The following is a 22863-nucleotide window of genomic DNA, read 5'->3' as shown; positions in this document are numbered from 1 at the left end:
GTGCGTTTGACCGTCGGTGCGCTCGGCGTCGCGCTCGGGGTGTACGGCGCCGTGCTCGCGCTGACCCGCCAGGACCCGGTGCAGCTGGTCGAGGTCGCCGTGTGGCTGGGCGCGGGTGTGGCGCTGCACGACGGCGTCATCGCCGGCGTCGCGATCGTGCTGGCGGTCCTCGCGCGACGCGTCCTGCCCCGACCGTGGCTCGCGCCCGCCACCCTCGCACTCGTGGTGTGGGGCAGCGTCTCGGTGATGGCGATCCCGGTGCTCGGACGCTTCGGCGCGCGCCCCGACAACGCCACCCTCCTCGACCGGCCCTACCTCGTGTCCTGGTCGCTGCTCACCCTGGCGACCGTGGCCGCGGTCGGCGTGGCCGGCGCCGTCCGCGCCCGTCGGACGGGCGGCTGACGTGGCGCGGGTGCTGGTCGTCGACGACGACGTCACCGTCCGGGAGGTCGTGGTGTCCTACCTCGAGGCCGCCGGCCACGAGGTCGACGAGGCGGGCGACGGGTCCGCAGCGCTCGGAGCCCACCAGCGCAAGCGCGCCGACCTGGTGGTGCTCGACGTGATGATGCCCGGCCTCGACGGGCTCGAGGTGTGCCGTCGGCTGCGGCTCCAGTCCGATGTCCCCGTCATCCTGCTCACCGCGCTCGGTGCGGAGCAGGACCGCGTCCTGGGCCTCGAGACGGGCGCCGACGACTACGTCACCAAGCCCTTCAGCCCGCGAGAGCTGGTGCTGCGCGTCGACTCGGTCCTGCGGCGCAGCGGCGGCGACGCGACACCCGCGCTGCCGCCCGTCACCACCGACGGCGACCTCGTCGTCGACCGTCGGCGCCGTACCGTGACGCAGGCCGGTGCCGAGCGGGTGCTCACGCTGCGCGAGTTCGACCTGATCTCCTTCCTCACCGCCCACCCCGGTGAGGCCTTCAGCCGGGAGGACCTGATGCGCCACGTCTGGGGCTGGTCGTTCGGCGACTCGTCCACCGTCACCGTCCACGTGCGCCGCGTGCGGGAGAAGGTCGAGTCCGACCCCACCACGCCGGTCCGCCTGGTGACCGTCTGGGGCATCGGCTACCGCTGGGACGCCGCCTCGTGAACGACCAGCTCGTCATCATCCTCACTGCGGCCGGTGGTGGTGCCGTGGTCGGTGTCGCTGGCCTGCTCGCCGGGTGGTCACTGCGCGGACGGTCGCTGCGCTGGCAGCTCGCGCTGGTGTCGGTCGTCTCGACCCTGACCGTGCTGGTCGGGGTCGTCGCCGTCGCCCAGCTGATGCTGCTCTCGTCCCACGACCTCAGCGTGGTGATGCTGGTGACCCTGTCGGCCGCGGTCATGTCCCTCGCGGTCGCGGGCATCCTGTCCCACGCCCTGGTGCGGTGGTCGCGGTCCGTTCGCGACCACGTCCGGCGGCTCGGCGACGAGGACGTCACCGACACCGAGGCGCCCCGTGTCCCCACCGAGCTGCGCGAGCTGGCCGGCGAGCTGGCGAGTGCCCGAGCCCGGCTCGAGGAGGCCTCGGCCCGCGAGTCACGGCTCGAGGAGTCGCGTCGTGAGCTCGTCTCCTGGGTCTCGCACGACCTCCGCACGCCGCTCGCCGGCATCCGGGCGATGACCGAGGCGCTGGAGGACGGGATCGCCATCGATCCGCCGCGCTACCACCGCCAGATCCGCGGCGAGGTCGACCGGATGGTCGCGATGGTCGACGACCTCTTCGAGCTCTCCCGCATCCACGCCGGCGTGCTCAAGCTGCACCCCGAGGTGGTGCTGCTCGGCGACCTCGTCAGCGAGGCGATCGCCGGAGCCGATGCCGTCGCCCGCGAGCAACGCGTCCATCTCGGTGGTGAGGTGCAGCCCGGGCTCCATGTCGCCGTCGACCCCGCCGGGATCGGCCGGGTCCTGGGCAACCTCATCATCAACGGCATCCGCCACACCCCGACCGACGGCTCGGTGCAGGTCAGCGCCCGGACGATCGGCGACGAGGTCGAGCTCACCGTCGCCGACCAGTGCGGCGGGATCGAGTCGGAGACGATGGACCGGGTCTTCGACATCGCCTTCCGGGGTGCGGAGGCACGGACCCCCGCCGACCCCGCCGCTCCCCACGCCGCCGGCCGCGCCGGTCTCGGCCTCGCCATCGTCAGGGGCATCGTCGAGGCCCACGCCGGCAGCGTGGAGGTCGCCAACGTCGGCGGCGACGACTCCGTCGTCGGCTGCCGTTTCGTCGTACGCCTGCCCGTCACCGCAGCGACAGGTCCCCGTCCGCAGCAGTGACCAGCGAGCGGCAGGCGAGGACGTCGCACTCCCAGAGGGTGCGGCTCGTGCCCTCCTCGGTGAGGACGAGCAGCCGCCCGTCGTGCCACGCCAGGTCGACCGCGTCCTGGCCGAGGGAGACACCCCGGGTCGTGCCGGTGGCGACGTCGTGGAGGACGAGGCCCGGTCGCATCCCCGCGGCGCGCTCCTCGGCGTTGGCCGCGTAGGCGTACGTCGCACCGTCGGGCGAGATCGCGCCGGTGACACCGCCGAGGAACCCCGCCCGGCGGGCGCCGGAGACGTCGTACAGGCCGACGGTTCCGTCGGCGGTGACCGCGACGATCGCGCCTCCGACCTCGACCGTGCCTGGCTGGGACCTCGACCCGTCGCTCCCGAGCCGCAGGACGTGGTCGCCCGCCGGCCCGTGGACCGTGAGGACGCGATCGTGCTGGGTGACCCACCCCGCGTCGCCCGCCGCGACCAGCGGGTCGTCGGCGGGGGCCGTCCGCCCGTCCGGCAGCGTGATCGAGAGGTCGTCGGACTGGTACGTGACGCCGGCGCTGCTGGCGTAGGCGGCGACGACCCCGGACGTGCGGCTGTCCCCCGGTCCGCTCAGCACGCCCGCGTCGAGGGTGACGACGTCACCGTCGACGGTGCCGACGATCGTGCCGGTCGACCCGCTGCCGGTCAGCTCGCCGTCGTCGCCGAGGAGGCGGACCTGCCCGCCGACCGCGACCGGGATCCGGGGCGCCGCCGACTGCGCGGCCACCTGCTGCCCGTCGGCGTCGACCAGCCGGGGAGCCACGGTGACGACCGCGGCCAGCACGGCGGCCGCCGTACCGACACCGATCGCGCGGACCGCGACGCGGCGACGCCTGGCCCCACGGACTCGCGCCCGGAAGGCGACCTGGTCCACCGGGGGCACGGGCACGGAGTCGCGCACCGCGGTCAGGGTCTCTCGGATGTCGGGGATCGTCATGGCATGGGCTCCATCTCGGTCATCGCGGCACGCAACCGCTTGAGGGCGTGGTGCGTCTGGCTCTTGACGGAACCGACCGACACCCCGAGGAGCTCGGCCACCTCGCTCTCGGGCCGGTCCTCGAGGTAGCGCAGGACGAGCGTGGCGCGCATCCGTGGCGGCAGGCGACGGATCTCGTCCCACAGCGCCAGGTGCTCGGCGTGCACGTCCACTCCCCCGCCGTGACCGGCGTCCGGCAGCTCCTCGACCAGCGACTCGCGACCGCGCCGACGCCATCCGCGCGCGGCCTGGTTGACCAGGCCACGCCGGACGTAGGCCTCGGCGAGGTTCTTGTCGCGGATCGAGCGCCACCGCACCGAGGTCCGCGCCAGCACGTCCTGGAGCAGGTCCTCGGCCTGGTGGTGCGAGCCGGTGAGGAGGTACGCCGTGCGGTAGAGCGACGACCACCGGGCGGCCATGAAGTCGGAGAAAGAAGCGTCGTGTCCCATCACCACTACAGAGACACCACCCCGGCCGAAGGTTGAGGCCCTCGTCGTGCTTTCCTGCGCCCGTGACGATCACCCGCGCAGCAGGGAGCGTAGACGGGCCTGCTCAGGCGCGCGCGGCCTCGGCAGCCCTGTCCCGGACGTGCGCGGGGACCAGCGACATTGCGACCACCGCGAGCACCGCGGCCAGCGCGAAGGCGTAGAAGCCCCACGGGTAGGCGATGCCGGCGGTGACGAGCAGGCCGCCGAGCGACGGCCCGACGATGGCACCGATCCGGCCGACGCCGGCCGACATGCCCAGGGCGGTGCCGCGGATCTCCGGCGGGTAGAGGTGGCCGACGAACGCGTAGACCAGCACCTGGGCGCTGAACACGAAGATCCCGGCCAGCAGGACCGCGGCGTACACGGCGAGGGTGCTCTCGAGCTTGACCGACAGCAGGGCGAGGAACACTGCGGCGAGGCCGAACCACGCGAGCACGGTCGGCTTCTTGCCCCGCACGTCGGCGATCGCGCCCGCGACGAGCAGGCCGATGACCGCACCGAGGTTGAGGACCAGCAGCAGCTGGGTGCCGGCGGTGATGGAGTAGCCCGCCTCCCCCATGATCTTGGGCAGCCAGGTGTTGAGGCCGTAGACCAGCAGCAGGCCCATGAAGGACGCGACCCAGAGCCCGATGCTGACGCGGAGGTAGGCGCCGCGCACGACGTCGGCACTGCGCGGGACGCTCGTCGCCGCGCCGCTCTCGCGCTCGGCCACGGCACGCAGGTAGGTCTCCGACTCGGGCAGCTTGGCCCAGAGGACGGGGACGACGAGCAGGCCGGCCACCCCGCCGACGATGAACATGGACTCCCAGCCGCGGTCCTCGACGAGCCAGAGGGCCAGCAGCGCGGTCAGCACGGCACCGACGTGGTAGCCGGTCATCATCCGGGTGACAGCGGTCCCGCCCCGTCCGGGGCGCGCCGCCTCCGTCATGTAGGCCAGCGCGGTCGGCAGGCACGCGCCGAGCCCGAGGCCGGCGAGGAAGCGCAGCGTGATGAAGGTGGGGACGTCGGGTGCGAAGGCGACCGCGATGGTCAGCAGGGAGAAGAGGGCGATGCTCGCGATCAGGCTCCGGCGTCGTCCGAAGCGGTCGGCGAGGGGTCCGATCGTGACGGCACCGAGTCCCACTCCGACCAGCCCCAGCGTGGAGGCCAGCGTGAGCGAGGAGTCGGTGAACCCGAGGTCGCCCGACTTCGACAGCGTCGGGATGACGGCTCCGAGGACGACGAGGTCGAACCCGTCGAGGGCGACCGCGACCCAGCACAGGATCACGGGCCAGGCCCTCCCGGCGGACGGGGCGCTGCGTGCGGACTCGGTCTGGGCGGTGGACATGTGGGCTCCTCGGCGGGGGTCGGGTGCGACCTCACCGTGACACCCGCCACATCCGGGCCACCACCGCCGCTTTCCGTCCAGTGGAATCACCCCGACGGGCCATCACGACGCCGCCGGGCACCCTCACGGGTGATCCGGCGCCCGCCCCGGCAGGAGACCATGGAGCGACCCCAACACGAAGGAGCGCACGATGTCTGACGACGCCAAGGCCGCCAAGGAGCTGGTGGAGACGCTCAAGGACGGCGAGCGCGGCTTCGCCGACGCAGCCGAGAAGCTGCGCGACAGCGACCACCCCGAGTGGGCCGAGACCCTCCAACGCCTCTCCGGCCAGCGGGCCGGGTTCCACCGCGAGATCGTCGCCCTCGGCCACGAGTACGGCGACGACGTCGACGAGAGCGGGTCCGCCGCGGCGGCCCTCCACCGCGGCTGGATCTCGCTCAAGGACGCACTGACCGGTGACGACACATCCGGCGTCCTGAAGGCCGCCGCCACCGGCGAGGACCACGCGGTCTCGGAGTACGAGAAGGCTCTCGAGCTCGACCTCAGCTCCGGCTTCCGCGAGGTCGTCACCCGACAGCACGCGGCGGTCGTCGCCGGCCGCGACGAGGTGAAGGCGCTGGGCGCCGCCGGATAGCTGCCCGGCGGCTCCGCGCGACCCGACCTACGCACTCGACCGTGCCACCAACCACGGCACGGCGAGGTCGAGCAGGGTGGAGACGACATGCTCCTCCACCACGCGCGGATCTTCGCCTCGGTCGAGCGACCACCACAGGTCCTCGCCGGACGGGGTGAGGAGCCCGATGCGGGTCTGGTCGGCCCACGACCCGTAGAAGGTGCTGGGAGCGGGCTTCGTCCCGCGGTGTGCTCTGGTCGGAGCCTGCTCCTCCCACACCTGCCTGCTGATGACGGAGAGGTTCACCGTGAACTCGAGCCTGTTCGAGTCGCTGTGGCTCGACTTCTGGAACCCCAGCAGCGACCAGTGCGTCTCGGACGGCAGCTCGAAGCGACCGCCCGACCCCTTCAACCCCGCCGACCGGAGCGCGGGCGCGAACGACTCCCTCATCAGGCGGTCGTAGACCTGGCGAGGAGTCGGGTCCGCCTCGGAGCCGGGGCTGAAGTCCTTCGGCCGGTGCTTCCACGCCTTGAGCCGCTTGAACAACGCCCTGTCCTCGGGCGGCATCTCGGTCATGGGTCGAGCCTCACATCAGGCGGGCGGACCTCCCCCGAGGACGCGCTGAGCGGCGCTGACGCCGTCGGCGTTCGCTGGCGGAGCGCGGCGACGGGCTTGCGCGCAGCGGACGTGGCGCTGGGGCTGACGGTCGGCCCGAGCACGGCCAGCGAGGACAGCAGGGCGGCGATCTCCGGCAGGTCGAGGTCGACGGCCCGTAACCGGTCCGGCGTGACGTCGAGCCGAACGCCGCCATCACGGCCCTGGCGGCTCTCCAGCGGCAGGCCGGCGTCGCGGAGTCGCGCGACGTCCCGCGCGACCGTGCGGGCGGAGACGCCGAGCTCCCGGGCCAGGTCGTCGAGGACCAGGAGAGCGCCGTGGGCTGCGTACAACCGCTCCACCAACCACTGCTGCCGCTCCACCCGACGCAGGGCGAGGTGGCTGTCCCGGGAGGCGGACGAGAGATCCATCCCTCGACGCTAGACGAATCCTCGGAACACGACACCGGCGTGTCTGGTTCGGCCGTCACGGTGGTGCCATGGACACCACACAGATCACCGACGAGTTCTTCGACCAGTACGCCGCCGCGCTCCTCGACCGCGACGAGCGAGCCGTCGCTTCCCTCTACGCCGTGCCGGCGCTCGTGCTCTTCCCGGGGCAGGCCATCGCGGTCGGCGACCGCACCCAGACCGAGCAGTTCTTCGCCTCGTCCTGGGCGCAGTACGACGGCGTCGACACCGCGGAACCCGACATCACGATCCTGGCCGCGAGCGACGACGCGATCTGGGCCGACGTGCGCTGGAGCCACGGCGGCACCGAGCAGGAGCGATTCTGCTACCAGCTCGCGCGCACCGGCGACGGCTGGCAGGTCGCCGTGCTCACCTCACTCCCCCTGTGAGCCGCAGCCCTCAGAGGTCCGGCAGCGTGCGGTCCGAGCCCGAGTCGCTCGACAGCTTCGAGAACGCGGCCCGGGCCGGCGCCGTCGCGGCGAGCTTCGTCCCGGCCCGGAACAGCGCGACGCCGAGGCGTGAGCGCGGGTTGGCCACGCGCGGGGTGCCGGGCGGCAGGTCCTGGACGTCGTCGACCAGCGGGCGCAGCCACTCCTCGTAGGCAGCGAACGCCTCGGTGTACGGCGCCCTGGCGAGCTGCGCCGCGAGGACCTGTGCGCCGATGAGCGCGAGCGAGGTGCCGAAGCCACCGATGGGCGTGACGCACCACGCGGCGTCGCCGAGCAGGACCACGCGGCCGCGGCTCCAGGTCGGGCACTTCACCTGCGTGAGGTCGTCGACGTACAGGTCGTCCGCACGGTCGAGGGCGTCGAGGATGCGCGGCGCCTCCCAGCCGACGTCGGCGAACCGCTCGCGGAGGTCGGCGCGCTGCTCGGCCGGCGACCGGTCGGCCAGCCCGGTCTCGTCGGTCATGAAGTTGAGCATCGCCCGCGTGGTCCCGAGGTTGTCGGGTCGCAGGTTGACCGAGCGCGACCCCGGCACGCTCATCCACCGCCACCATCGGTCGTCGTCCGCGGTGCGCGGGATGGTCGCCCACGCGCAGTACATCCCGAGGCGGTCGAGCTCGGGCTCGTCGTCGCCGGTCATCACCAGGTCGCGCGTGGCCGAGCCCGGTCCCTCGGCGACCACGACGAGGTCGAACTCGTGGGCGTCGCCGCCGTCGAGCCTCACGGTCACGGAGCTTTCGTCCTGGTCGAGGGCGGTGACGTGGTCGCCGTACCACCAGGTGACGCGGTCGCCGCAGGCGTCCCGCAGCAGGCGGGCCAGCTCGCCGCGCAGGATCTCCAGCTCCGCGGTCGGGCCGTCACCGGTCTCGGCGTCGGTCGGGAACTCGGCGACGGTGCCGCCGTCGTCGTCGACGAACCTGAGGCCGACCTCGCCCGTGCCGGCGTCGCGCACGGCGTCGAGGAGGTCCATCCGCTCGAGCACGTCGCGGGCCAGGCCGCGGACGTCGATGTTCTGCCCGCCCTCGCGCGGCTCGGGGGCCCGCTCGAGGACCGTGACGTCGTGGCCGATCCGGTCGAGCCAGTACGCCGCCGCGGGGCCGGCGATGCTCGCGCCCGTCACCAGGACGCGGGTGGGTCGCACGGTGTCGTCGCTCATGCCACCATCCTTCAGGGCCGCCCGAAACGTCGGCGTCGCCACTCATCCCCCAGGAGGCTTCGTGAAGCTGCTCCTCACCTCCGGCGGCGTGACCAACGCCAGCATCCGCGACACGCTCGTGTCGCTCCTCGGCAAGCCGATCGAGGAGTCGACCGCGCTGTGCATCCCCACGGCGTCGTACGGGCATCCGATGCTCGCCTCGGGCGTCAGGGCGTGGGAGTTCATCAGCGGCACCTCCGAGAACCCGATGGTCGACCTGGGCTGGAAGTCGGTCGGCGTGCTGGAGCTGACCGCGCTGCCGAGCCTCGGTGACGATCGGTGGGTGCCGGTGGTGCGGGAGGCCGACGTCCTGCTGGCGGGTGGCGGCGACGTCCTCTACCTGTGCCACTGGATGCGCGAGTCGGGCCTCGTGGACCTGATCCCGTCGCTCACGCAGACCGTGTGGGTCGGGCTCAGCGCCGGGAGCATGGTGATGACCCCGGTGGTCGGCGACGACTTCATCCAGTGGCGGCCCCCGTCGGGCGACGACTCCACGCTGGGGCTCGTCGACTTCTCGATCTGCCCGCACCTCGCCGCTGACGGCAGGCCCGGCAACTCGATCGCCATCGCCGAGGAGTGGGCGGCGAGCATCCCCAACCCCGCCTACGCGATGGACGACCAGACCGCCATCGCGGTGGTCGACGGCGTTGTCGAGGTCGTGTCCGAGGGGCAGTGGCAGGAGCTGCGGACCCGGGGGTCGAGCCCCACGCCGCGTTAGGTCACCGCGCTGGGTCACCGGGCGGTCGGCCACCCCGTGTAGCCCTCGGCCAGATAGCTCGACCCGGCCGTCGACCCGACCAGCGTGGTGAGCTCGCCGACCTGGCGGCGTACGTCGAACGGCGACGCCTCGGGCAGCGTGTGCAGCATCGTGGTCATCCAGTAGGAGAAGTGCTGCGCCTTCCACACCCGGCGCAGCGCGCGGACGGAGTAGTCGTCGAGCGCTGACGGGTCCTTCCGCACGATCGCCCGCTCGAGCTCCTCGGCCAGCACCCGGACGTCGGCGAGGGCGAGGTTGAGACCCTTCGCCCCGGTGGGCGGCACCGTGTGCGCGGCGTCGCCCGCGAGCACGAGCCGGCCGTGGCGCATCGGCTCCTGCACGAAGCTGCGGAAGGGCAGCACCGACGTCGAGGTGATGGCTCCCTCGTGCAGCGTGTGCCCGTTGGCCTGGAGCCGCGTCTGCAGCTCCTCCCAGATCCGGTCGTCGGGCCAGTCGGCGACGTCCGTGGCGGGGTCGCACTGGAAGTACATCCGTTGCAGCGCCGGCGTGCGCTGGCTGATCAGCGCGAACCCGCGCTCGGAGTGGTTGTAGATCAGCTCCGGCGCGCTGGCCGGCGCCTCGCAGAGGATCCCGAACCAGGCGAAGGGATACTCGCGGAAGTACTGCGCACGACTCGCCTCGGGCACGGCCCCACGACACGTGCTGCGGGAGCCGTCCGCACCGACGAGGTAGTCGCAGCGGAGCTCGTGGTGGGTGCCGTCGGCGTCGGTGAAGAACACCGCGGGCCGGTCGGTCCCGACGTCGTGGACGGTGACGTCGCTGACCCCGAACCGGACCTCGCGGCCCTCCCGGGCGTGGGCGTCGGCCAGGTCGGTGAAGACCTCGGTCTGCGGGTAGAGCTGGCACGACGCGCCCACCAGCGCTCGGAAGTCGACCCGGTGCAGGCCTCCGCCAAAGGCGAGCTCGATCCCCTCGTGCTCGTCGCCGTCGCGCAGCACGCGGTCCGAGACGCCCGACTCGACGAGCAGCCGGACGCTGTCCTGCTCGAGGATGCCCGCGCGGTGCGTCTCCTCGATCTGCTGACGGGTCCGGATCTCGACGACCACCGACTCGATGCCGGCGAGCGCGAGGAGGTGGCTGAGCATCAGGCCCGCCGGGCCACCCCCGACGATCGCGACGCTGGTGCTCGTGATGGTGCGGTCCATGCACGCAGTCTGCTCGCGGCATCGTCCGACGACGACGCCGATCTTCCGCTGGGCGGAATCAGCTCGGATCGCGGCGGGCCGCTGCCAGGGCCCGCCCGACGCCCTGCGCGGCGACCTGCAGCGCGGCGACGTACTTGGCGCGGTCGTTGCGCAGGCCGGGCACGACGATCCCCAGCGCGGCCACCACGTCGGACCCGGCGCGGATCGGCACGGCCACCGAGCAGGCGCCCAGGCTCATCTCCTCGACCGTGGTCGCGTAGTCGTCGCGCAGCACCCGGGCGAGCTGGCGGCGCAGCGTCCCCGGCTGCACCACCGTGTAGGGGGTGATGCGGCGCAGGTCGGACAGCACGTCGGCCTGCACCTCCGGGGGTGCGTGGGCCAGCAGCACCTTCCCGACGCCGGTGCTGTGCATCGGCAGGCGCGAGCCGATGTCGCTGACGACCGGCACCGAGGTGTTGCCGGCGAGGCGGTCTAGGTAGAGCACCTCCAGCCCGTCGCGCACCGCGAGGTGCACGGTGTCCAGCGTCGCGCCGTACAGGTCGTGGAGGTACGGCGACGCGAGCTGCCGCAGGCCGGTCTGCACCGGCGCCAGCAGGCCCAGGTCCCAGAGCCGTCGCCCGATGGCGAACCGTCCCCGCGGGTCCCGCGCGAGCGCGCCCCACGCGACGAGCTCGCCGACCAGGCGGTGGGCCGTCGGCACGGGCAGCCCGGCGCGTGCCGCCAGCTCGGTGAGCGTGAGCCGGCGGTGGTCCTCGTCGAACGCGCCGAGGAGCGCCAGGGCGCGGCTCGTGACGGTCGTCCCGGGAGTGGAGAGCCGTCCCGCCATGCCGCCATGCTCGCACGACGATTCCGGTCAGTGGAAGGACGCGCGGCACGGGGAACCACGCCCGCCCTACCGTTCTCCGCGTGACGGACGACCAGCTGGCCACCCAGGCCGAGATCAGCGCCGAGATCGCGACGATCGCCGGGACCCTCGGTCGCGGCGCGAGCGAGACGCAACCGCGCCTCGACTACCCGCCCTACCGCAGCAGCGTCCTGCGCCACCCGACGAAGGACCTCCACCAGGTCGACCCCGAGGGCATCGAGCTGTGGGCACCGGCCTTCGGGCACCGCGACGTCGGCGCCCTCGAGTCCGACCTGACCGTGCAGGGCCGCGGCGAACCGATCGGCGAGCGGATGGTCGTGACCGGGCGCGTCCTCGACGGTGACGGCCGGCCGGTGCGTCGCCAGCTCGTGGAGATCTGGCAGGCCAACGCCGGCGGGCGCTACATCCACCAGCGCGACCAGCACCCCGCCGCCCTCGACCCCCACTTCACCGGCATGGGTCGCTGCCTGACCGACGACGACGGCACCTACCGGTTCACCACCATCAAGCCCGGGCCCTACCCCTGGAAGAACCACCGCAACGCCTGGCGTCCGGCCCACATCCACTTCTCGCTGTTCGGCACCGAGTTCACCCAGCGGCTCGTGACGCAGATGTACTTCCCGTCCGACCCGTTGTTCGACCTCGACCCGATCGTCCAGACCGTCGTCGACCCGCGGTCGCGCGAGCGGCTCGTGGCGGCGTACGACCACGACCTCTCGCAGCACGAGTGGAGCACCGGCTACCGCTGGGACATCGTGTTGACCGGCACCCACCGCACCCCCACCGAGGACGAGACGGAGGACGACGCGTGAGCACCCCGACCCCCGGCCAGACGGTCGGCCCGTTCTTCCACGACGCCCTCCCCTACCCCGGCGACAGCGAGCTCGTGCCGCCCGGTCGCGCCGACGCCGTCCGCCTGCACGGGCGGGTGCTCGACGGTGCCGGCACGCCCGTCCCCGACGCACTGGTCGAGCTGTGGCAGGCCGACGCGGACGGACACGTGCCGCGCGAACCGGGCTCGTTGCGCCGGGACGGGTTCACGTTCACCGGCTGGGGCCGCAGCGCGACCGACGACGCCGGCCACTGGTCCTTCGCGACCGTGGCCCCGGGGTCGGTGTCGGGCGGGGCGCCCTTCTTCGCGCTCACGGTGTTCGCCCGCGGCCTGCCCAACCGGCTCTTCACCCGCGCCTACCTGCCCGGGCCCGCGCTGGGCGGCGACCCGCTCCTCGGGTCGCTGCCCGCGGACCGTCGCTCGACGCTGGTGGCCACCGCGGACCGGCAGGGATTCGCGTTCGACGTCCGCCTGCAGGGCGAGGGAGAGACGGTCTTCCTCACCTACCCGCGACACTGACCCCATGGCTGACCTCCTCTGGCCCGGCGACGAGCGCGCGGGCGACCTCCTCTCGGACGACGCGCTGCTCGCGGCGATGGTCGACGTCGAGACCGCCTGGCTCGCGGCGCTGGTCGCCGCTGGCGTCGCGCCCCCGGGCGCCGACACGCACGACCTGGGCGCCCTCGTGACCCCCGAGGTCCGTCGTCAGCTGTCCGCACGCTCGGAGGACGGCGGCAACCCGGTGATGCCGCTCGTCGCCCTGCTGCGAGACGGGCTGCGAGACGGGCTGCGCGACGGGCTGCGCGACGGGCTGGACGACGGGCTGGGCGACGGGCCGGGTGACGGGCCGGGTGACAGTGACGCCGCCCGCTGGCTGCACCGCGGGCTCACCAGCCAGGACGTGCTCGACACCGCGTTGATGCGCTGCTCGCGGGGCGCGGTGACCCGACTGCGGCTCTCGCTCCGCGCCCAGGTCGAGGTCCTGAGCCGGATCGTCGAGACCCACCGCACGACCCCCATGGTCGCGCGCACCCTCGGCCAGCACGCCGTTCCCACGACCTTCGGCCTCAAGGCGGCCGGCTGGCTCACCGGTGTCCTCGACGCGTACGACGACCTGGCGACCCTGGTCCTGCCGGTGCAGGTCGGCGGAGCGGCCGGCACGATGGCCGGCACCGTCGAGCTCGCCGGCGGACACCCCGACCCGGTCCACGTGGTGCACGAGGTGTCGACGGACCTCGCCGCCCGGCTCGGCCTCGTCCCCTCGACCCCGTGGCACACCTCGCGCGCCACGATCACCCGTCTCGGCGACGGCGCCGTGCGGTGCACCGACGCGTGGTCACGGATCGCCGGTGACGTCATCACGCTCAGCCGACCCGAGGTCGGCGAGCTCGCCGAGGGCACCGGCGGGGGCTCCTCGACGATGCCGCACAAGTCCAACCCGGTGCTCTCCACGCTGGTGCGACGAGCCGCCCTCACCACCCCCCAGCTCGCGGCGACGCTGCACGTCGCCGCGGCCGAGGCCACCGACGAGCGCTCCGCCGGTCCGTGGCACGCCGAGTGGTCGACGCTGCGCACCCTGCTGCGCCGCGCCGTCGTCGCCGGGGAGCAGACCACCGACCTCCTCCGCGGCCTCCAGGTGCACACCGACCGGATGGCCTCGACCCTGCACGCGGCGTACGACGACGTGCGGGCCGAGCAGCGCAGCCTCGCCGACCTCGTCGGCCGCCCCGCCGCGGCCGACTACCTCGGAGCGACCGACGCCTTCGTCGAGGCCCCGCTCGCCCGGGCCGTCGCCGTGCTGGCCCAGCCCGCCCCCGACCAGTCACCCGAGGAGATCCGATGAGCGACCCGTCGACCCGCGACGAGCAGACCGTGCGGGAGGTGCGCGAGGCCGGCATGGCCGTGCGGCGCGAGGTGCTCGGCGACGCCCACGTCGACCGCGCCACCGCCGCGACGACCGACGTCACCGCCGACTTCCAGGCGTTCATCACGGAGTACGCCTGGGGCGGGATCTGGACGCGTCCCGGGCTCGACCGGCGCAGCCGCTCGATGATCACGCTGACCGCCCTGATCGCCCGCGGGCACCACGAGGAGCTGGCGATGCACGTGCGGGCGGCCCTCACCAACGGCCTCACCGTGGACGAGATCAAGGAGGTCATCCTCCAGTCCGCGGTCTACTGCGGCGTCCCCGACGCCAACGCGGCGTTCCGGGTCGCGCAACAGGTGCTGGCGCAGGTGGAGGACGACCGGGGCTGACCAGCGAGACCACCGTGGGGGCGCCAGAGCCGGAGCCGGTGCGGCTCCGGCGCCAGCACGGCGGTCGGGCGCGGGTCAGGCGCGGGTCAGGCCGGATCAGGCGTGGCTGGCGCTGCGGCGCTGCGACATCTGCCAGACGACGAGGGCGATGACGGCGCCGATGATCGAGCCGATGATGCCGGCGGGCTGGAAGAGCCCGTCGTCGGCGTCCTTGTGGAACAGCAGGTAGCCGAGCAGCCCGCCGATCAGCGAGCCGACGATCCCGAGCAGGATCGTGGCCACGACCGACAGGTCCTGGCGGGCGGGCACGAGCAGGCGCGCGACGAAGCCGGCGATCGCGCCGACCACGAGGATGGTGAGGATGAGTCCGAGCATGAGGGTGCCTTTCCGTCGAGGGGCCGCGGTCGCCGCCCCTGGGGTGTACGCAACCACCCCGGAGAGGGGTGCAACACACCCCTGGGTGGGTTAGTCTCACCGCCATGACCGAGCGGACGGGCCCGATCCACCTCGCCCTCGTCGACGACTACGACGTCGTGGTGGTCGGCGTCGCCACCATGCTGGAGCCCTACCGCGACCGGGTCGTGGTGGCGGAGATCGACACCAACAAACCACTGGTCGACGACGTCGACATCGCGCTCTACGACTCCTTCGCGCAGCCGGAGTCCGACCACGACGAGGTCAAGGCCCTGATCGACAACCCACGGGCGCGCCGGGTCGTGATCTACACCTGGAACTTCCACCCCGACCTGGTGTCGATGGCGCGCGACCTGGGCGTGCAGGGATATCTCTCCAAGGCGCTGACGGCGCGCGAGCTGGTGACGGCCCTCGAGTCGGTCCACGCCGGCGAGCAGGTCGTCAGCGAGCCCACGACCAGGGCGACCGCGACGCCCGGCGACTGGCCGGGCCGCACCGAGGGTCTGACCGAGCGGGAGTCCGAGATCCTCGCCCTGATCACGCAGGGAAAGAGCAACGCCGAGGTGGCGGCCCTGACCTACCTGAGCCCCAACACCGTCAAGTCCTACATCCGCCAGCTCTACCGCAAGATCGACGTGGAGAGCCGCACCCAGGCCGTCCTGTGGGGCGTCCACCACGGCTTCCTCCCCGATCACCGCCGCATCGACCACTGGCGCGGCGGCCCCTGACAACCTCTCGTCCGGTGCTGCGAATCAGATCGGGACATTCGGGTACGGGGGCGTGCTGCACCCAGCATTCCCCGTCATCAGGAGAGACCATGGCCCGATTCGTGACCCGACGCACGCGCACCCGGCAGGGGCCGCGACGATGACCCTGCGGATAGCGCTCGTCAACCACGAGGAGGTCGTCGCCCACGGCGTGGCCGCGATGTTCCGGCTTTCTCGGGTCCCCGTCGAGGTCGTCGACGCCAACCGGCTCACCCAGGTCCCGGTGCACCTCGTCCTGCACGACCCCTTCGCCGCCGTACAGGATCCCGACCTCGGCGCCGAGCGGATGATCGTCGACCCCCGCTTCGAGCGGGTGGTCGCCTACACGCGCAGCTTCGACCCGGCCGCGTCGGACACCATGCTGCGTCGCGGGTACGACGGCTACCTGTCCACGGCGCTCCCCCGCACCCACCTGATCGAGGCGCTCCAGGCGATCCACTCCGGTCGTCGCGTCGTCGCCCCGATGCACCCCGTGGCCGTCGCCTCCGGCAGCGACTGGCCGGGGCGTGCGGCCGGCCTGACGGAACGCGAGGCCGACGTGCTCTCGCTGATCTCCAACGGCCTGAGCAACAAGGAGATCGCGACCCAGCTCGGGGTGTCGATCAACTCCATCAAGTCCTACATCCGCTCCTGCTACCAGACGATCGGCGTCGACAGCCGCGCCAAGGCGGTGCTGTGGGGCGTGACCCACGGGATGCGCGCACCGGCCGTCGACTACACGCGCGGCATCGGCGTGCCCGTCACCGTGCCGGGCGACGCGCCGGTCGTGGCCGTCGCCGACGGGTCGATGGAGTCGCTCGACGCCGGCTGAGGCGGACCGGGGGCTGTCGTCGCCGGCGGGGTGAGAGACTGTCCCCGCAACGCGTGACCTGTCGTGGGGCGCAGCCGACCCCGGGGAGTGCGTGTGAGTGATGCAGTGATCGTGTCGTCGGCGACCCCGCCGGTGGCCAGGACGGCCAACGTGCTGGCCAAGGGAGCGCTCGTCCTGCTCCTCGTCTTCGCCCTGCTCTACCCCGATCAGGGCAACATGCGGGACAAGGCAGCCGGCATGCGCGCGGTCGGCTACCCGCTGGCGTCGTTCACCGTGCCGTTCCTGTGGTGGACGCTGTGGAAGGACAAGATGGCCTTCCCGTGGGTGCCCGACCTGCTGATCACCGTCACCTGCTTCACCGACATCCTCGGCAACCGGATGGACCTCTACGACACGGTCGTGTGGTTCGACGACTGGATGCACTTCATGAACACCGGCCTGCTCGCGGCCGCCGTGATCCTGCTGACGCTCCCCCGCTCGAGCGGCCTGGCGCGGTGCGTCGAGCGCGGGCTCGCCATCGGTGCGACCGGGGCCATCGCGTGGGAGCTCGCGGAATACTTCGCGTTCCTCAGCCGCGCCACCGATCGGGCCTTCGTGTACGCCGACACGCTGGGCGACCTCGCCCTGGGCACCACCGGCGCGGTCGTCGGGGCCATGGTGGTCCACCGCCTGTGGCGACGCGGCCTGCTCCTCGAGCCCGTTCCGCTGCCCGCCCGCGCGGCGGCTCACACCGGCTGACGGCTCGCCGAAACTCGACCGAGCCCTGCGAGGAAGTCCTCGATCGCCCGGTTGACGAGGTCGGGCTTCTCGCGGATCACCAGGTGCCCGGCTCCCGGCACGATGCACAGCTGGGCGCCCGGGACGGCTCGGGCGATGCCGACGGTGTGGGTCGTCGGGATCGAGTCGCGGTCACCGGCCAGCACGAGCGTGGGCGCCCCGACCCGGGCCAGGTCGGCGGGGTCGATCTGCGGCTCGACCTGCCACATCGCGACCAGCTTCCCGACCACGACCTCGAGGTGCGCCGGGCCGTCGGGCGAGAGCCGGGCGTACGCCGCGTCCTCGGGATCCTCCTCCGGGTCGCCCCCGGCCGCGGGCTCGTCCCCGTCGTCGAACACCGACGGGTCGAGGTTGGCGCTGATGGAGACCAGCGACCGCACGCGCTGCGGGTGCTCGAGGGCCAGCATCAACCCGGTGATCGCGCCGTCGCTGAACCCGACGACGTGCACCCGCTCGAGCCCCACCGCGTCGAGGTAGGCGACGGTGTCGTCGACCATCGCCCGGAACGTGAACGGTCCGGGGCGGTCGGCGGTCCGGCCGTGTCCGGGTCGCTCGGGGGCGTGCACGCGGTAGCGCGGCGAGAGCGCCTCGACCTGGGGCGCCCACGTCTCGATCGAGCAGTGCCCGCCGTGCAGGAGCAGCACCGGCTCGCCGTCGACGGGCCCGTGCTGCTCGTAGTAGCCGGCGATGCCACCGAGGTCGACGTAGGGCACGGGCTCTCCTCCTGTTCACGGACGCGACGCTCACGCCGATTGTCCTGCACCGCCGACTAGGTTCGTGGGATGGCCCAGCACTGGATCGCCACCCGCCCGGGCGGCCTCGACGTCTTCTCCTTCGAGGCGTACGACGCCGCGCCGCCACGGCCCGGCGAGGTCACCATCGCCGTCCGCGCCGCCGGGATGAACCCGGCCGACGCCAAGCACGTGGCCCGCGGCGACGAGGCCGACTTCCCGAGGGGGGTCGGCTACGAAGTGGCCGGCGTGGTGAGCGCGCTCGGCGAGGACACCGAGATCGCCTCGGGGCCGGTGGCCGTCGGCGACGAGGTGCTGGCGTTCCGCATCAGCGGCGGCTGGTCGAGCGAGGTGACGGTCCCCGCGCGCGACGTCTTCGCCAAGCCCGCCTCGCTCACGTTCGGCGAGGCGGCCAACCTGCTGCTCGCCGGCTGCACCGCCTCCGAGATGCTGCACGTCACCGGGGTCCGCGAGGGCGACACGATCCTCGTCCACGGGGCGTCCGGTGCCGTCGGCGTCAGCGTGCTCCAGCAGGCCGCGATGCTCGGCGCACGCGTCATCGGCACCGCGAGCGCCTCCAGCGCCGACGTCGTCCGGGCGTACGGCGCGACGCCGGTGACCTACGGGGACGGGCTCGAGCAGCGGGTGCGCGAGGCCGCGCCCGACGGCGTCGCGGCCGCCCTGGACTGCGTTGGCACCGACGAGGCCGTCGACGTGTCCCTCGCCCTCGTGGCCGACCGCGGACGGATCGTCACCATCGCCGCCCCGGCCCGTGCGTCGAGCGAGGGCTTCACCGCGATCGCGGGGTCCATGCCGGCCAGCGCGGCCTACCGCGACTCCGTCCGTGCCGACCTGGTGCGGCTGGCGGGCGAGGGGCGACTCGTCGTCCCCGTCGCCCGCACCTTCCCGCTCGCGGATGCGATGGCCGCGACCGAGCTGTTGATGGGCGGCCACCCCGGCGGCAAGCTGGTCCTCAGTCCCGGCCCCGACACCTCGGTGACCGACGCGGACGTGGAGGCCGCCGCCGAGCGGCTGCGAGGCGTCATCGAGCCCACCCCGCTGCAGCACTCCGCGCGGCTCTCGGCCCTGACCGGGTGGGACGTGCTGCTCAAGCGCGAGGACCTGCAACCCGTCCGCTCCTACAAGGCTCGCGGCGCCTACAACCTGATCGCGCAGCTCTCGGACGAGGCGCGCGCCGTCGGGGTGACCTGTGCCAGTGCCGGCAACCACGCCCAGGGCGTGGCGTTCGCGTGTGCTCGCGCCGGCGTGCGCGCCCGCGTCTACCTCCCCCGCACGACGCCGAGGCAGAAGCGCGAGCGGATCGCGGCGCTGGGCGGCGACCTGGTCGAGATGGTGATCGAGGGCGACACGTACGACGACGCGGCGGCCGCGTCCGCGCAGTGGGCCCGGAAGACGGGAGCCACCCCGGTCCACGCGTTCGACGACCCCCACACCATCGCGGGCCAGGGCACGGTCGCCCTCGAGGTCCTCGCCCAGCTCGCCGACCAGGGCCGCACCGCCGACGCGATCGTCGTGCCCGTTGGCGGCGGCGGCCTGGTCGCCGGTGTGCTGACGCACGTCGCCGCCCACAGCCCCACGACCCGCGTGGTCGGGGTCGAGCCGGCCGGCGCGACCTCCATGGCGGCCGCCCTCGCCGCCGGCGAGCCGGTCACCGTGGACGAGCTCGACTCCTTCGTGGACGGCGCGGCCGTGCGCCGCATCGGCGACCACACCCTGCCCGTCGTGCAGCGCCACTCCCCCGACCTGCAGGCGGTGCCGGAGGGACTCGTCTGCGTCGAGATGCTCGACCTCTACCAGTCCGACGGCATCGTCGCCGAGCCGGCCGGGGCGCTGGCCACCGCGGCCCTGCGTGCCGGTCTCGCCGGGGAGCCGCTGGCCGCGGGCAGCACGGTGGTCTGCGTGCTGTCCGGCGGCAACAACGACGTCAGCCGCTACGAGGAGATCGTCGAGCGCGCCCTCGTCTTCGAGGGCCTCAAGCACTACTTCCTCGTCGAGTTCCCGCAGGAGCCCGGCGCCCTGCGCCGCTTCCTCGACGAGGTCCTCGGCCCGGACGACGACATCTCGCTGTTCGAGTACGTCAAGCGCTCCAACCGCGAGACCGGACCGGCGCTCGTCGGCATCGAGCTCCAGGACGCCGCTGACTACGCACCGCTGGTGGCCCGGATGGACGCGTCGGCGCTGCGGGTCGAGGCCGTCGCCCCGGACAGCCCGCTGTTCCGCTTCGTCAGGTAGCGGTCCCGGCCAGCTCGCCCAGCACGTCGTGCACGTCGAGGATCCCGGGCCGCGCGGCCGGGTCGTCGGCAAGGCAGTCGCGCAGCAGCCGCGAGAAGGCGGCCGGGAGCCGACGGCCGAGCGAGGAGGGCGCGGGCGCCGGCCGGACGAGCTGGAGGCACTCACCCGCCGCGAAGGGGCCGTCCTCGTCCTCGTCGAGCGGCGCGAAGGGAGCGATGCCCGTGGCAGCCTCGAAGAGCGTCGCTCCCAGTCCCCACACGTCGGTCGCGGCGCAGACCAGGTCGCCGCGGGCCTGCTCGGGGGCCATGTACTCCCGGGTGCCCGTCCCGCGTCTCACCGGACCCGGCGGGCGGGCGATGCTCAGGTCGATCAGGGTCGCGACGCCGCCGTGGGCCATCACGTTGGCCGGGCGGACGTCGAGGTGCAGGTAGCCGTGCGCGTGCAGGTAGTGCAGGGCGGAGGCGAGCTGACGTCCGAGGTGGCACAGGTCGACCACCGGGAGGCGGCGCAGCCTGAGGTCGACGACCTCCTCGAGCGTCAGCCCCACGTTGGTCTCCAGCAGCACGACCGGGACGGGGCCCTCGACCGTCGCGAACGCGCGGGGCAGGTGAGGGTGGGCCAGCTCGCCGAGCAGCCGTCCCTCGAGGAGCAACCGGTCACGCACCCGCTCCACGTCGGCGCGGTCCGGGCGGACGGTCTTGGCGATGCAGCTGCACAGGCGTTCCTCGGACCACACCTCGTAGACGTCGAGCGCACCGCCGCGGGACAGGTGCTCGACGACGCGGTGCCCCGGGACGATCTCCGTGCCGGGGGCGAGCACCGACGGCTCGGTGGCCAGCGCGCTCACGCGACCACCACCCGACGACGGTCGTCCTCGCCGTACGCCGACGCCTGCTCGTGCGAGGCCAGCGACTGCTGCCGCCACAGCGAGGCGAAGTGGCCCTCGCGCTCCAGCAGCTCGGACAGCGTCCCGCGCTCGACCACCTCACCGCGGTCCATCACGAGGACCTCCGTGGCCTCGCGGGCGATGGCGAGGTCGTGGGAGATGATCACCGTCGTCCGACCGCGCATCAGGTTGCGCAACGGCCCGATCACCCGCCGCGCGGACGTGGCGTCCAGACCGGTCGTGGGCTCGTCGAGGAGCAGGACCGGCGCGTCGCGCAACAGGGCCCGCGCGATCGCGACCCGTTGCGCCTGGCCGCCGGAGAGCCGGCGCCCGCGCTCCCCGACCTGGGTGTCGTAGCCCTGCGGCAGGTCGACGACGAAGTCGTGCGCGTCGGCGGCGCGAGCCGCGACCTGGATCTCGGCGGCGGTGGCGCCGGGCCGGGCGAAGGCGATGTTGTCCGCGACCGTCCCGTCGACGAGCTGGGTCTCCTGCAGCACGACGGCCACCTGGCGGCGTACGGACGAGCGTCGCAGGTCGCGCAGGTCGTGACCGTCCATCAGCACCGCCCCGTGGTCGGGGTCGAGGCTGCGGGTCAGCAGCCGGGCCAGGGTCGACTTGCCGGCGCCGCTGGCGCCCACGACGACCACCACGTCGCCGGGACCGGCGACCACGTCGATCCCGCGCACGGCCGGCCTCGTCGTGCCGGGATAGGTGTAGCCGACGCCCTCGAGGCGCAGCTCGCCCCGCGCGGTGTGCAGGGTCGCGGCGGTCGGTCGGTCGGCCGGGAGGGTCGGCTCGTCGAGCAGCTCGACGACCCGCTCGGCTCCCGCAGCCGCCGAGAAGGCGCCGGTCACGGCACTGCCGAGGCCACGCACCGGGCCGTAGAGCCTGGTGACGAAGGTCAGGAACGCGAGCAGGGCACCGACGCTCATCCGGTCCTGGGACAGCAGCCACGCGCCGGTGCCGATCACGACGAGCACGCCCAGCAGCTCGATCAGGTCGAGGGTGGGCGCGTAGACCGAGCGCAGCCGGGCGGATGCCATCTCGGCGCGGGACTTGGCCTCCGCCTCCGCGACGTAGCGCCCGACCTCGCGGTCGCCGGCGTCGTAGGCCTGCACGAGGGGCAGGGTGCTGAGGGTCTGCTCGAGGGAGGCGTTGAGGCGGCCGGACAGGCGCTGCCGCTCGCGGGAGATCGCCTTGAGGCGGCACGCGAAGTAGCGCGAGGTCGCCCAGAACAGCGGCGTCACGACCAGCGCGACGAGGGCCAGGACGGGCTGGAGCACGAAGAGGGCAGCGGTGAAGAACACCAGCTGCAGGAGCGAGGAGACCGCCGCGCTCGATCCCGAGACGAGGAAGGCCTCGATGGCCGCGACGTCGCCGGCGACCCGGCTCATCACGTCACCGAGGCGGTTGCGGTTCAAGAACTCCAGCGGCAGCCGCTGGAGGTGGTCGAGCAGCGCCGTACGCACGTCGACGAGGAAGCGCTGGCTGAGCCAGGTGGAGAGCATGCGCTCGGCGCCGTCGCAGGCCGCCTGGACCAGGGTGAGGCCGACGTACGTCGCCGCCACCAGCCAGAAGAGGCGGAAGTCGCGCGGGATGAGCACGTCGTCCACGACGACCTTGAACAGCCAGATCTCGAGCGACATCAGCGCCGGCGAGACGGCCGCGAGCAGGAGGGCGACGCCCATCCACCCCTTGCGGGGGGCGGCATGGGGCCAGAACCGCCGCAGCACGTCGCGCACCCGCGGTGCCTGCGGCTCGTTCGTCCTCGCGCTGTCCCTCACGCGTCCTCCTGGGTGGTGGTGGTCCGTCGGCCCGGGGCCGGACGAGCGGGTCCGGGGGGGATCCCCGCTCGTCCGGGCTGACCGGTCAGTGACCGGTGCGGGTGCGGGTGCCGGTGCTGGTGCCACCCCGCGTGCTGGTGCCGGTGCGCGTCGAGGTGTTGCCACCGCGGCCTCG

26 protein-coding genes are annotated in these 22863 nt (G+C 73.2%); 14 read left to right on the top strand and 12 right to left on the bottom strand.

Features of this window, described 5'->3' with window-relative positions:
• From C7S10_RS21225 to C7S10_RS21215, 3 genes are read left to right on the top strand one after another with little or no spacing between them, the layout of a single operon-like run.
• Positions 1-402 (top strand): hypothetical protein, encoded by a 402-nt coding sequence (locus C7S10_RS21225; RefSeq protein ID WP_133176582.1) that lies wholly within the window; start codon positions 1-3, stop codon positions 400-402.
• Position 403: 1 nt separating this feature from the next.
• On the top strand, positions 404-1090 hold the full coding sequence (locus C7S10_RS21220; protein WP_108346803.1) for a response regulator transcription factor: 687 nt from the start codon (positions 404-406) through the stop codon (positions 1088-1090).
• Positions 1087-2259, top strand: a complete 1173-nt coding sequence (locus C7S10_RS21215) for a sensor histidine kinase (RefSeq protein ID WP_108346801.1) — start codon at positions 1087-1089, stop codon at positions 2257-2259. Before C7S10_RS21220 ends, C7S10_RS21215 begins: the two co-directional genes overlap by 4 nt.
• On the opposite strand, the gene C7S10_RS21210 is transcribed toward C7S10_RS21215, so the two are convergent.
• From C7S10_RS21210 to C7S10_RS21200, 3 genes are all read right to left on the bottom strand, one after another.
• Entirely contained in the window at positions 2225-3217 is a 993-nt protein-coding gene (locus tag C7S10_RS21210; RefSeq protein WP_108346799.1) for a hypothetical protein, read from the bottom strand. The two genes, C7S10_RS21215 and C7S10_RS21210, sit on opposite strands and share 35 nt — an antisense overlap.
• On the bottom strand, positions 3214-3705 hold the full coding sequence (locus tag C7S10_RS21205) for a SigE family RNA polymerase sigma factor (RefSeq protein ID WP_108346967.1): 492 nt from the start codon (positions 3703-3705) through the stop codon (positions 3214-3216). Before C7S10_RS21205 ends, C7S10_RS21210 begins: the two co-directional genes overlap by 4 nt.
• 103 nt (positions 3706-3808) lie before the next feature.
• Positions 3809-5071 carry an MFS transporter gene (locus C7S10_RS21200; protein ID WP_108346797.1) on the bottom strand — a complete coding sequence of 421 codons (1263 nt, stop codon included), beginning with the start codon at positions 5069-5071 and terminating at the stop codon, positions 3809-3811.
• A 190-nt stretch (positions 5072-5261) separates the two neighbouring features.
• On the opposite strand from C7S10_RS21200, the gene C7S10_RS21195 reads away from it, so the two are divergent.
• Positions 5262-5705 carry a ferritin-like domain-containing protein gene (locus C7S10_RS21195; protein WP_108346795.1) on the top strand — a complete coding sequence of 148 codons (444 nt, stop codon included), beginning with the start codon at positions 5262-5264 and terminating at the stop codon, positions 5703-5705.
• Positions 5706-5732: 27 nt separating this feature from the next.
• On the opposite strand, the gene C7S10_RS21190 is transcribed toward C7S10_RS21195, so the two are convergent.
• The gene (locus C7S10_RS21190; RefSeq protein ID WP_108346793.1) at positions 5733-6260 is read right to left on the bottom strand and encodes a DUF4304 domain-containing protein; all 528 of its coding nucleotides are present in this window, start codon (positions 6258-6260) and stop codon (positions 5733-5735) included.
• On the bottom strand, positions 6257-6709 hold the full coding sequence (locus C7S10_RS21185; RefSeq protein WP_108346791.1) for a helix-turn-helix transcriptional regulator: 453 nt from the start codon (positions 6707-6709) through the stop codon (positions 6257-6259). Before C7S10_RS21185 ends, C7S10_RS21190 begins: the two co-directional genes overlap by 4 nt.
• Before the next feature lie 68 nt (positions 6710-6777).
• Between C7S10_RS21185 and C7S10_RS21180 the strand changes: the two genes are divergently transcribed.
• Positions 6778-7137, top strand: coding sequence for a Cif family virulence factor (locus C7S10_RS21180; RefSeq protein ID WP_108346789.1), 360 nt, complete (start codon positions 6778-6780; stop codon positions 7135-7137).
• Positions 7138-7147: 10 nt separating this feature from the next.
• Here the strand turns inward: C7S10_RS21180 and C7S10_RS21175 are convergent, their stop codons facing one another.
• A complete protein-coding gene (locus C7S10_RS21175) occupies positions 7148-8350 on the bottom strand; it encodes an FAD-dependent monooxygenase (RefSeq protein ID WP_108346786.1) in 1203 nt (400 codons plus the stop codon).
• A gap of 61 nt (positions 8351-8411) precedes the next feature.
• Here C7S10_RS21175 and C7S10_RS21170 point away from each other — a divergent pair, with 61 nt between their 5' ends.
• Positions 8412-9107 (top strand): Type 1 glutamine amidotransferase-like domain-containing protein, encoded by a 696-nt coding sequence (locus C7S10_RS21170; RefSeq protein ID WP_108346784.1) that lies wholly within the window; start codon positions 8412-8414, stop codon positions 9105-9107.
• A 14-nt stretch (positions 9108-9121) separates the two neighbouring features.
• Here the strand turns inward: C7S10_RS21170 and C7S10_RS21165 are convergent, their stop codons facing one another.
• Both C7S10_RS21165 and C7S10_RS21160 read right to left on the bottom strand, forming a co-directional pair.
• Positions 9122-10312 carry a 4-hydroxybenzoate 3-monooxygenase gene (locus C7S10_RS21165; RefSeq protein ID WP_108346782.1) on the bottom strand — a complete coding sequence of 397 codons (1191 nt, stop codon included), beginning with the start codon at positions 10310-10312 and terminating at the stop codon, positions 9122-9124.
• Between the two features lie 58 nt (positions 10313-10370).
• Complete coding sequence (locus C7S10_RS21160; RefSeq protein WP_108346780.1) at positions 10371-11138, bottom strand: IclR family transcriptional regulator; 768 nt, start codon at positions 11136-11138, stop codon at positions 10371-10373.
• An 80-nt stretch (positions 11139-11218) separates the two neighbouring features.
• Between C7S10_RS21160 and pcaH the strand changes: the two genes are divergently transcribed.
• The 4 genes from pcaH to pcaC are packed head-to-tail and all read left to right on the top strand — an operon-like array spanning position 11219 to position 14265.
• Complete coding sequence (pcaH, locus tag C7S10_RS21155; protein ID WP_108346778.1) at positions 11219-11989, top strand: protocatechuate 3,4-dioxygenase subunit beta; 771 nt, start codon at positions 11219-11221, stop codon at positions 11987-11989.
• Positions 11986-12528 carry a protocatechuate 3,4-dioxygenase subunit alpha gene (gene pcaG, locus C7S10_RS21150; protein WP_108346776.1) on the top strand — a complete coding sequence of 181 codons (543 nt, stop codon included), beginning with the start codon at positions 11986-11988 and terminating at the stop codon, positions 12526-12528. The genes pcaH and pcaG overlap by 4 nt, the downstream gene beginning before the upstream one ends.
• A gap of 4 nt (positions 12529-12532) precedes the next feature.
• Entirely contained in the window at positions 12533-13852 is a 1320-nt protein-coding gene (locus C7S10_RS21145) for a lyase family protein (RefSeq protein WP_108346774.1), read from the top strand.
• Positions 13849-14265 (top strand): 4-carboxymuconolactone decarboxylase, encoded by a 417-nt coding sequence (pcaC, locus tag C7S10_RS21140; RefSeq protein ID WP_108346772.1) that lies wholly within the window; start codon positions 13849-13851, stop codon positions 14263-14265. The genes C7S10_RS21145 and pcaC overlap by 4 nt, the downstream gene beginning before the upstream one ends.
• A gap of 96 nt (positions 14266-14361) precedes the next feature.
• On the opposite strand, the gene C7S10_RS21135 is transcribed toward pcaC, so the two are convergent.
• Entirely contained in the window at positions 14362-14640 is a 279-nt protein-coding gene (locus C7S10_RS21135; protein WP_108346770.1) for a GlsB/YeaQ/YmgE family stress response membrane protein, read from the bottom strand.
• A 104-nt stretch (positions 14641-14744) separates the two neighbouring features.
• Between C7S10_RS21135 and C7S10_RS21130 the strand changes: the two genes are divergently transcribed.
• The 3 genes from C7S10_RS21130 to C7S10_RS21120 all read left to right on the top strand — a co-directional run bounded on the left by C7S10_RS21130 (position 14745) and on the right by C7S10_RS21120 (position 16995).
• The gene (locus C7S10_RS21130) at positions 14745-15407 is read left to right on the top strand and encodes a response regulator transcription factor (protein ID WP_108346768.1); all 663 of its coding nucleotides are present in this window, start codon (positions 14745-14747) and stop codon (positions 15405-15407) included.
• 139 nt (positions 15408-15546) lie between these two features.
• Positions 15547-16257, top strand: a complete 711-nt coding sequence (locus C7S10_RS21125) for a response regulator transcription factor (RefSeq protein ID WP_108346766.1) — start codon at positions 15547-15549, stop codon at positions 16255-16257.
• Positions 16258-16350: 93 nt separating this feature from the next.
• Positions 16351-16995, top strand: a complete 645-nt coding sequence (locus C7S10_RS21120; RefSeq protein WP_133176581.1) for a DUF2238 domain-containing protein — start codon at positions 16351-16353, stop codon at positions 16993-16995.
• Here C7S10_RS21120 and C7S10_RS21115 read toward each other — a convergent pair.
• Positions 16983-17747: an alpha/beta fold hydrolase gene (locus C7S10_RS21115; protein WP_207769506.1), complete on the bottom strand. Its 765-nt coding sequence runs from the start codon at positions 17745-17747 to the stop codon at positions 16983-16985. The two genes, C7S10_RS21120 and C7S10_RS21115, sit on opposite strands and share 13 nt — an antisense overlap.
• 69 nt (positions 17748-17816) lie before the next feature.
• Here C7S10_RS21115 and ilvA point away from each other — a divergent pair, with 69 nt between their 5' ends.
• A complete protein-coding gene (gene ilvA / locus C7S10_RS22920; RefSeq protein WP_108346762.1) occupies positions 17817-20018 on the top strand; it encodes a threonine ammonia-lyase IlvA in 2202 nt (733 codons plus the stop codon).
• On the opposite strand, the gene C7S10_RS21105 is transcribed toward ilvA, so the two are convergent.
• A complete protein-coding gene (locus C7S10_RS21105) occupies positions 20011-20865 on the bottom strand; it encodes a serine/threonine-protein kinase (protein ID WP_108346760.1) in 855 nt (284 codons plus the stop codon). The two genes, ilvA and C7S10_RS21105, sit on opposite strands and share 8 nt — an antisense overlap.
• Positions 20862-22688 (bottom strand): ABC transporter ATP-binding protein, encoded by a 1827-nt coding sequence (locus C7S10_RS21100; RefSeq protein WP_207769505.1) that lies wholly within the window; start codon positions 22686-22688, stop codon positions 20862-20864. The genes C7S10_RS21105 and C7S10_RS21100 overlap by 4 nt, the downstream gene beginning before the upstream one ends.
• Positions 22689-22863: the final 175 nt, after the last annotated feature.

It is taken from the genome of Nocardioides currus (genome assembly GCF_003057875.1).
Taxonomy (GTDB): Bacteria; Actinomycetota; Actinomycetes; order Propionibacteriales; family Nocardioidaceae; genus Nocardioides; species Nocardioides currus.
The sequence above is the reverse complement of the archived record's forward strand: the minus strand, read 5'-3'. Positions and strand labels throughout refer to the sequence as shown.

Bases quoted from the DNA above. Each gene is read 5' to 3' on its own strand.
- C7S10_RS21160 (WP_108346780.1), bottom strand. From the start codon at position 11,138: ATGGCGGGACGGCTCTCCACTCCCGGGACGACCGTCACGAGCCGCGCC.
- ilvA (WP_108346762.1), top strand. From the start codon at position 17,817: ATGGCCCAGCACTGGATCGCCACCCGCCCGGGCGGCCTCGACGTCTTC.
- C7S10_RS21130 (WP_108346768.1), top strand. From the start codon at position 14,745: ATGACCGAGCGGACGGGCCCGATCCACCTCGCCCTCGTCGACGACTAC.
- C7S10_RS21125 (WP_108346766.1), top strand. From the start codon at position 15,547: ATGACCCTGCGGATAGCGCTCGTCAACCACGAGGAGGTCGTCGCCCAC.
- C7S10_RS21190 (WP_108346793.1), bottom strand. From the start codon at position 6,260: ATGACCGAGATGCCGCCCGAGGACAGGGCGTTGTTCAAGCGGCTCAAG.
- C7S10_RS21210 (WP_108346799.1), bottom strand. From the start codon at position 3,217: ATGACGATCCCCGACATCCGAGAGACCCTGACCGCGGTGCGCGACTCC.
- C7S10_RS21165 (WP_108346782.1), bottom strand. From the start codon at position 10,312: ATGGACCGCACCATCACGAGCACCAGCGTCGCGATCGTCGGGGGTGGC.
- C7S10_RS21180 (WP_108346789.1), top strand. From the start codon at position 6,778: ATGGACACCACACAGATCACCGACGAGTTCTTCGACCAGTACGCCGCC.
- C7S10_RS21145 (WP_108346774.1), top strand. From the start codon at position 12,533: ATGGCTGACCTCCTCTGGCCCGGCGACGAGCGCGCGGGCGACCTCCTC.
- C7S10_RS21205 (WP_108346967.1), bottom strand. From the start codon at position 3,705: ATGGGACACGACGCTTCTTTCTCCGACTTCATGGCCGCCCGGTGGTCG.
- C7S10_RS21185 (WP_108346791.1), bottom strand. From the start codon at position 6,709: ATGGATCTCTCGTCCGCCTCCCGGGACAGCCACCTCGCCCTGCGTCGG.
- pcaC (WP_108346772.1), top strand. From the start codon at position 13,849: ATGAGCGACCCGTCGACCCGCGACGAGCAGACCGTGCGGGAGGTGCGC.
- C7S10_RS21200 (WP_108346797.1), bottom strand. From the start codon at position 5,071: ATGTCCACCGCCCAGACCGAGTCCGCACGCAGCGCCCCGTCCGCCGGG.
- C7S10_RS21175 (WP_108346786.1), bottom strand. From the start codon at position 8,350: ATGAGCGACGACACCGTGCGACCCACCCGCGTCCTGGTGACGGGCGCG.
- C7S10_RS21135 (WP_108346770.1), bottom strand. From the start codon at position 14,640: ATGCTCGGACTCATCCTCACCATCCTCGTGGTCGGCGCGATCGCCGGC.
- C7S10_RS21195 (WP_108346795.1), top strand. From the start codon at position 5,262: ATGTCTGACGACGCCAAGGCCGCCAAGGAGCTGGTGGAGACGCTCAAG.